Source organism: Luteimicrobium sp. DT211 (assembly GCF_049844995.1).
Classification (GTDB): Bacteria; Actinomycetota; Actinomycetes; order Actinomycetales; family Cellulomonadaceae; genus Luteimicrobium.
This window is the reverse complement of sequence record NZ_JBNCMC010000003.1, coordinates 97,514-104,479: the sequence shown is the minus strand read 5'-3', so window position 1 is coordinate 104,479 and position 6,966 is coordinate 97,514. Positions and strand designations below refer to the sequence as shown.

Here is a 6,966-nt window from a genome sequence, read left to right as displayed (position 1 = left end):
CGTTGTTTCGCCGCGTCGCCGCGGGGGCCGCGGGCCCCCCCCCCCCCCCCCCCCCCCCCCCCCCCCCCCCCCCCCACCCCGTGTTCGGCAGAGAGGGGCGGAGGCGGTCAGGAGAGCTCGGTGCGGAGCTCCTCGGGCACCGGCTGCACCCGCATGTCGTCCTCGTCCACCTCGTAGTCGGTCGACCGGGTGGAGTCCGCGGTGTCCCGCACCTTGAACGCGCGGAGCACGAGCGTGCCGAGCGTCGCGACGACGGCGTTGAGCGCGAACGCGGTGACCCCGATGTACACGGTGGTGTGGGACCACGGGATCGCGGCGATCGAGCCCCCGAAGTGCTTGCCCGTGGCCGGGTTGACGACGTCGTAGGCGGCGATCGTCCCGAAGACCATGCCGGCGGCCCAGCCGACGAGCAGCGCCCACTTGTTGAACCACCGCGTGTAGAGGCCCGCGACGATCGCCGGGAACGTCTGCAGGATCCAGATGCCGCCGAGGAGCTGCAGGTTGATCGCCGACGACTGGTCCATCCCGAGCACGAACACCAGCGCCCCAACCTTGACGAGCAGCGACACCAGCTTGGAGATCTTGGCCTCGGTGCGCGGGGTGACGTCGGGCTTGATCAGGTCGCGGTAGATGTTGCGCGTGAACAGGTTCGACGCGGCGATCGACATGATCGCGGCGGGCACGAGCGCCCCGATCGCGATCGCGGCGAGCGCGACCCCGGCGAACCACGACGGGAAGCTGTCGAGGAAGAGCTGGGGCACGACGAGCTGCGCGTTGATCTTGCCGTCGGTGTCGACGGGCATGGTCCCCGCCTTGATCGCCACGTACCCGAGCAGCGCGAGGAAGCCGAGCATGAGCGAGTACAGCGGCAGCACGACCGCGTTGCGGCGGATCGTGTTGCGACTCTTGGTCGCGAGGACGCCGGTGATCGAGTGCGGGTACATGAAGAGGGCCATCGCCGAGCCGAGCGCGAGGGTCCAGTAGGCGTTGAAGCTGGTCACCCCGGGGATGACCGCGCCCGCGGGCTTGTGCGTGGCCGGGTTCGTCGTGGACAGCTTGGCGTCCGCGGCGTCGAAGATCGAGCCCCACCCACCGAACTTGCCCGGCAGGTAGAGCACCGCGACGACGATCGCGAGGTAGATCAGCAGGTCCTTCACGACGGCGATGAGCGCCGGCGCCCGCAGGCCGCCGGTGTACGTGTAGGCGGCGAGCACGACGAACGCGATGACGAGCGGCAGATCGTTCACGAACGAGTTCGAGCCCGACCCGAGGCCGAGGACCGTGAGCACGGCCTTCATCCCGACGAGCTGGAGCGCGATGTACGGCATGGTCGCGACGATGCCCGTCACGGCGATGGCGGTGGACAGCCACCTGCTGCCGTACCGGCCGCCCACGAAGTCGGCCGGGGTGACGTAGCCGTGGCTGCGCGACACGGACCAGAGCCGGCTCATGAGCAGGAACACGATCGGGTAGAGCACGATCGTGTACGGCACCGCGAAGAACCCGGACACCGCCCCCGTGGCCCACATCGCGGCGGGGACGGCCACGAAGGTGTACGCCGTGTACAGGTCGCCGCCGAGCAGGAACCAGGTCACCCACGAGCCGAAGCCGCGCCCGCCGAGCCCCCACTCGTCGAGGCTGTGCAGGCCGCGCTCCTCCGGGCTCGTACGCCACCGGGACGCGAGGAACCCGATGGCGGCCACCACGAGGAACAGCAGGATGACGACGGCGAGCGCCCCGCCGGCGATCGAGCGGTGACCGTCGGCGTCGGGGGCCGCGGCGGGAAACGTCACGGCGGGGACGAGGGCGAGCGCGTTCACCGGGCGCCCCCGTCCACGGGACCGGCGGCGCCGCCGTCGGCGTCGTCAGCACCGTCGGCCTCGGGTGCCGCGTGCCGGGCCGGATGTCCTCCGCCCGGGCCGGCGGCCGCGTTCCGCACGACGGCGCGGCGGCGCCGGTCCTCCTTCATCATCACGGTGTACGCGAGGAAGAGGAGCGCGGCGTCGATGAACACCCACAGCAGCTGGTACCAGTAGAAGAACGGCATCCCGCCGAGGTCCGGGTCGTGGCGCGCGTAGATCGGCACGACCAGCGGCAGCACGATCGCGACCGCGACCAGGACGCCCGCGACGACGTAGGGGCCGGGCCGCGCCGGGCCGCGCACGGGCGTGTCGGCCCGGAGGCCGCCGTGGCGGGGGGCGTCGGGACTGGGGGCAGGGTGGGGCACGTCGACTCCTTCGTCTCTACGTTGAGCGAAGTCCATCGGGTCCGCGCCGGGGTCGCCGGCCGGGCCTGTGGCCCGGTCCGCGGATCGGTCGGCGGGATGTCGTCAGACGATCCGTGCCCCGGGCGATGGGCCGACGGCAGTGTATACGTCGTCGGCGGTGCCGACCGCGGTCCACGACGCGGCGATCGCGAGCGCGTGCTGCCGGCTCCGGGCGAGCGCGGCGACCGTCGGGCCCGAGCCGGACAGCATGACGCCGAGCGCTCCGGCGTCGCGCGCGACGTCCATGGTCTCGCGCAGGTGCGGGGCCAGCCCGAGGGCGGGCTCCTGGAGGTCGTTGTGCAGCAGCGACCCGAGCGCCCTCGCGTCCCCGGCCCGGAGCGCCTGCATGAGCGGGGTGTCGTCGGCGAGCGCCGGGTCCGCGGGGACGCCGCGGCCGCCGGCGTGCGCGGCGTCGAACGCGTCGAACACGCGCGCGGTCGACAGCCCCTCGTCGGTGACCGCGAGCGCCCAGAAGAACTCGCCGCGGACCATCGCAGGCGTGAGCACGTCCCCGCGTCCGGTACCGACGGCGACGTGCCCGTGCAGCGCGAACGGGACGTCGGCGCCCAGCCGCCCGCCCAGCTCCGTGAGCTCGTTGCGCCCGAGCCCGGTCTCCCACAGCGCGTCGCACGCGACGAGCGCCGCGGCGGCGTCGGCGGACCCGCCGGCCATCCCGCCCGCGACAGGCACGCCCTTGACGATCGCGAGGTGGACGTCGGGTCGGACGCCGGTGTGCTCGGCGAGGAGCTCGGCGGCGCGCCACGCGAGGTTGGCGCGGTCGGTGGGCACGCGGTCGGCGTGCGGCCCGTCGACGGCGATCGAGACGCCGCGCCCCGCCGGTACCGCGGTCGCGGTGACCTCCTCGTAGAGGGACACGGCCTGGAAGATGTTGACGAGCGGGTGGTAGCCGTCGGGACGGACCGCGCCCACGCGCAGCGAGAGGTTCACCTTGCCGGGCGCGCGGACGCTGACGGACGGCTCGGGCGCGGCCGCGAGGTGCGCCGTCATGCGCTCACCTGGGCGGCGAACGCCTCGGCGATGCGTGCGAAGTCGGCCACGGTGAGCGTCTCGCCGCGCGCGGACGGGTCGACGCCGGCCGCGGCGAGCACGCGCCCCGCGGCCTCTCCGGACCCCGCGGTGCGCGCGAGGGCGGCACGGAGGGTCTTGCGGCGCTGGGCGAACGCGGCGTCGACGACGGCGAACACCTCCCGCCGCGTGGCCGTGGTCGCGGGCGGGTCGCGCCGCTCGAGGGCGACGAGCGCCGAGTCCACGTTGGGCGCGGGCCAGAACACGCTGCGCCCGACGGTCCCCGCCCGACGCGCGGACGCGTACCAGGCGGCCTTGACGCTGGGCACGCCGTAGACCTTGGAGCCGGGCGGCGCGGCGAGGCGGTCGGCGACCTCGGCCTGCACCATGACGAGCACGCGCTCGAGGCTGTCGAAGCGCTCGAGGAACGTGAGCAGGACGGGCACCGCGACGTTGTACGGGAGGTTCGCGACGAGCGCCGTCGGGGGCTCGCCCGGGAGCTCGGTCACGTCGAGGGCGTCGGCGGGGACGACCGTGAGCCGGGCCGCGAGCTCCTCGGAGCGGCCCGCGACCGTCTCGGGGAGCTGGCGCGCGAGAGCCGGGTCGATCTCGACGGCGACGACGCTCGCGCCCGCCTCGAGGAGCCCGAGCGTGAGCGAGCCGAGCCCCGGCCCGACCTCGACCACGCGCTCCCCCGGCTCGACGCCCGCGATGCGGACGATGCGCCGGACGGTGCCGCCGTCGTGCACGAAGTTCTGGCCCCAGGTCTTGGTGGGCCGGACGCCGAGACGCCCTGCCAGGTCCCGGATCTCGGCCGGTCCCAGCAGGGCGCCTCGGTGGTCGGTCATGGCGGTGAGCCTACCGGCCGGGGGTCTTCCCGGTCGCTCAGAGCAGACCGAGCTTGGCCGCGCAGGCGGGCCACTGGCCCCAGCCCGAACGGGCCTGGAGCTTCTGCGCGAGCGCGGTCTGCGTCGCGGCCGACGCGTCCGTCGGCAGGCCGGAGCCGCCGAGCGAGTGCCACGTGCTCGGCGTGAACTGGTAGAGCCCGTAGTAGCCGGCCGGGTTGACGGCCTTGGGGTTGCCGCCCGACTCGCACGCGGCGAGCTTGCCCCACACGCCCGCGGGCGCGCTGCCGCCGCCCGACGAGCTGCTGCTCGACGAGCCGCTCGACGACGACGACTTCGAGGAGCTCGACGACTTCGTGGACGCGCTCGAGCTCGAGGACGCCTTCGAGGGCGCGGTGCTCGTCGCCTTCGGCTTCGGGGCGACGACGGGCCGCGCCTTGGTGCCCGTCACCACGACCTTGCTCACCGGCTTGCGGGTGACGCCCTTGGCGGTCACGGACTTCGCCTCGACCTTGCCGTCGACGTAGGTGACCTTGTAGGTCGTCGTGTAGACGCCCTTCTTGCCGGCCTTCGTGACGACGGAGCCGAGGTCGGCGTAGCGCGACGCGTCCTTCTTGTGGACGGTCGTGAACGCGACGGGCTTGGTCTTCTTCTCGTTCTTGACGGCGACCCGCTGGACGACGAGCGCGACGTCGGTCGAGCCCGTGCGCGGCTCGACGGACACGCGGTCGCGCGCGCCGAGGGTCAGGTCGAGCTGCTTGAGGACGCTGTCGACGCCCTGGCTCGGGTCCTGGACCACGCGGGTCTTGCCGTCCGCCACGACGGCGACGGGGCCGCTGGCGGCGAGCTCGAGGCCCAGCGCCGGGCGGCCGTCGGTCTGGGACCGGTTGGCGACGAGGCTGACGTCGGAGCCGCGGGCCTCGAGCGCGCCGAGCGCCTCGCCGGCGTCGAGCGCGGTGGTCCAGACGGTGGTCTTGGTGCCGTCGACGTCCACCGTCACCTGGTGGCCGTAGCGGACGACGATGTGCTCGCCGTCGTGCAGCGAGGTGCTCGGGGCGGGCGAGACGACGTCGTGGTCGCCGAGCTCGATGCCCTTCTTCTGGAGGAGGTCGCTCACGCTGCCGGCGAAGGTGCCGGCGGTCGACGACTCGCCGGCCACGTCGAGCGTGACGGACTTGTGGGCGCCCGCGTAGACGGCGCCTCCGCTCACGAGGACCGCGACGGCGGCTCCTGCGGCGATCCAGGGCCAGCGGTGGCGCCGGCCCGGGGCGGGGGTGGCAACAGCCTGCTCGGGCTCGGTGCCCGGCGTCGTGGTGCCGTGGGGGGTGTCCTGGGGAGAAGTCACTCGAGTCCAGTCGTCGAGCTTCCCGGGCACGGAGACGAGGTGGCGCGTGCGCCCCGGGTCCGGGCCGCGGGGTTGCCGCGACGCGGTGCGCGGGCCGTGGGGCCCGCCCGGTCCTCGTGCTCCGATCCGGCTGTCAGCGTTCGACCGTAACCGATCCGTGATCTTCTACGAAACCCCTGGGCGGATTTGTCCCCGGTATTACCGGAAACAGATCTCGCCCGGCGGGAATTCGCGGAGGAAACGGCGGCAGACGGTCAGGCCGGTCAGTACCAGCCGTAGCGGTGCGAATGGGACAGGGCGCCGACGGGCGTGCCGTAGCGACCCTTGATGTAGCCGAGGCCCCACTTGATCTGGGTCATCGCGTTCGTGCGCCAGCCCGGTCCGGCGCTCGCCATCTTCCGGCCCGGCAGGGCCTGCGGGATGCCGTGCGCGCCGCTGCTCGCGTTGTGCGCCGACACGCGCCAGCCCGACTCGCGGTTCCACAGGGAGACCAGCGCCTTGTACTGGCGCGTGCTCCAGCCCTTGCGTCGCACGAGGTCCTTGGCGATGGCCTTCGAGTACGCCACGGTCGCGTGCTTGGGGCTCTTGCGCGTGCCCTTGACGACGACCTTCTTGACCATCGTCGTGTGCGTCCGCAGCGTCGTGCGGGCCGTGACCTTGCCGTCGACGCGCGTCACGCGGGCCACCGTCGTCCGCGTCCCCGCGTGACCCCTGCGCTTCACGTACGAGCCGAGCACCTTGTACCGCTTGCTCGACCGGACGACCTTCGTCCTGCGCTTCGCGTGCTTCCTGGTCGTCACCTTGGCGACCGTGACGCGCTGGACCGTGACCGTCGCGGCCACGCCGGCGCGCTTGTCGGCGGTGCTCGCCGGGCCGAGGCGGAGGCGGTCGTTGCTGTCCGGGCGGACCCTCTTGGCGTTGAGGAGCGCGCCGACCGTCGCCGGCGACGCGGCGACGAGGTTGCGCTTCCAGCTCTTCGCGACGAGGCGGACCTTCGAGCCCGCGGGGAGCTTGGTCGTGCGGTGCGCGGTCGTGGTCTTGGTGACCGCGCCGGGCACGGCCGCGGTGACGGTCGTCGCGGCGCCCGCGGTGACGGGGGCCAGCGCGACGCTGCCGGTGACGCCGACGCTCGTGAGCGTCAGGGCGACGACGCCGGACACGAGCGCGCGGCGCGGGCGTCGCACGCGGGCGGGCCGCTCGGCGGGAGGGGCGGTAGGGCTCGGGGCCATGGGACGTCCTCGGGTCGTGCCGCACGGCTCGCCGCCCGCGGGTTGCGGTGGCGAAGGCCGAGGAAATGTGCGGCCGTGATCTGTTCGTGATAGGCGCGCTGCGCGCTCTTGTTGCCGCGGGCAGGTTCCGGGACGCTTCCGGGCACCGGGCTTTCACGGCCGTGGGGGCGCCCGCGGCCAAGGGCGGCGCCCCCCCGGGGGGCGGGGGGGGGGGGGGGGGGGGGGGGGCCGCCCCCGGGGGGGGGGGGGTAGAAA

At 73.9% G+C, this 6,966-nt stretch carries 6 protein-coding genes; all 6 read right to left on the bottom strand.

What is annotated here, in order from left to right; genetic code table 11:
- Positions 1-107: 107 nt before the first annotated feature.
- A complete protein-coding gene (gene mctP, locus ACLQ14_RS08305) occupies positions 108-1,820 on the bottom strand; it encodes a monocarboxylate uptake permease MctP (RefSeq protein ID WP_425811830.1) in 1,713 nt (570 codons plus the stop codon).
- Positions 1,817-2,227, bottom strand: coding sequence for a DUF3311 domain-containing protein (locus tag ACLQ14_RS08300; protein ID WP_425811829.1), 411 nt, complete (start codon positions 2,225-2,227; stop codon positions 1,817-1,819). Before ACLQ14_RS08300 ends, mctP begins: the two co-directional genes overlap by 4 nt.
- A gap of 102 nt (positions 2,228-2,329) precedes the next feature.
- Positions 2,330-3,274, bottom strand: a complete 945-nt coding sequence (locus ACLQ14_RS08295; protein WP_425811827.1) for a 4-(cytidine 5'-diphospho)-2-C-methyl-D-erythritol kinase — start codon at positions 3,272-3,274, stop codon at positions 2,330-2,332.
- Positions 3,271-4,140, bottom strand: a complete 870-nt coding sequence (gene rsmA, locus ACLQ14_RS08290; protein WP_425811825.1) for a 16S rRNA (adenine(1518)-N(6)/adenine(1519)-N(6))-dimethyltransferase RsmA — start codon at positions 4,138-4,140, stop codon at positions 3,271-3,273. The genes ACLQ14_RS08295 and rsmA overlap by 4 nt, the downstream gene beginning before the upstream one ends.
- A 37-nt stretch (positions 4,141-4,177) precedes the next feature.
- Positions 4,178-5,482, bottom strand: coding sequence for a ubiquitin-like domain-containing protein (locus ACLQ14_RS08285; protein ID WP_425811823.1), 1,305 nt, complete (start codon positions 5,480-5,482; stop codon positions 4,178-4,180).
- A 263-nt stretch (positions 5,483-5,745) separates the two neighbouring features.
- Entirely contained in the window at positions 5,746-6,711 is a 966-nt protein-coding gene (locus ACLQ14_RS08280) for a G5 domain-containing protein (protein ID WP_425811821.1), read from the bottom strand.
- Positions 6,712-6,966: the final 255 nt, after the last annotated feature.

Coding starts and splice junctions, on each gene's coding strand:
- ACLQ14_RS08280 (WP_425811821.1), bottom strand. CDS start 6,711: ATGGCCCCGAGCCCTACCGCCCCTCCCGCCGAGCGGCCCGCCCGCGTG.
- rsmA (WP_425811825.1), bottom strand. CDS start 4,140: ATGACCGACCACCGAGGCGCCCTGCTGGGACCGGCCGAGATCCGGGAC.
- ACLQ14_RS08295 (WP_425811827.1), bottom strand. CDS start 3,274: ATGACGGCGCACCTCGCGGCCGCGCCCGAGCCGTCCGTCAGCGTCCGC.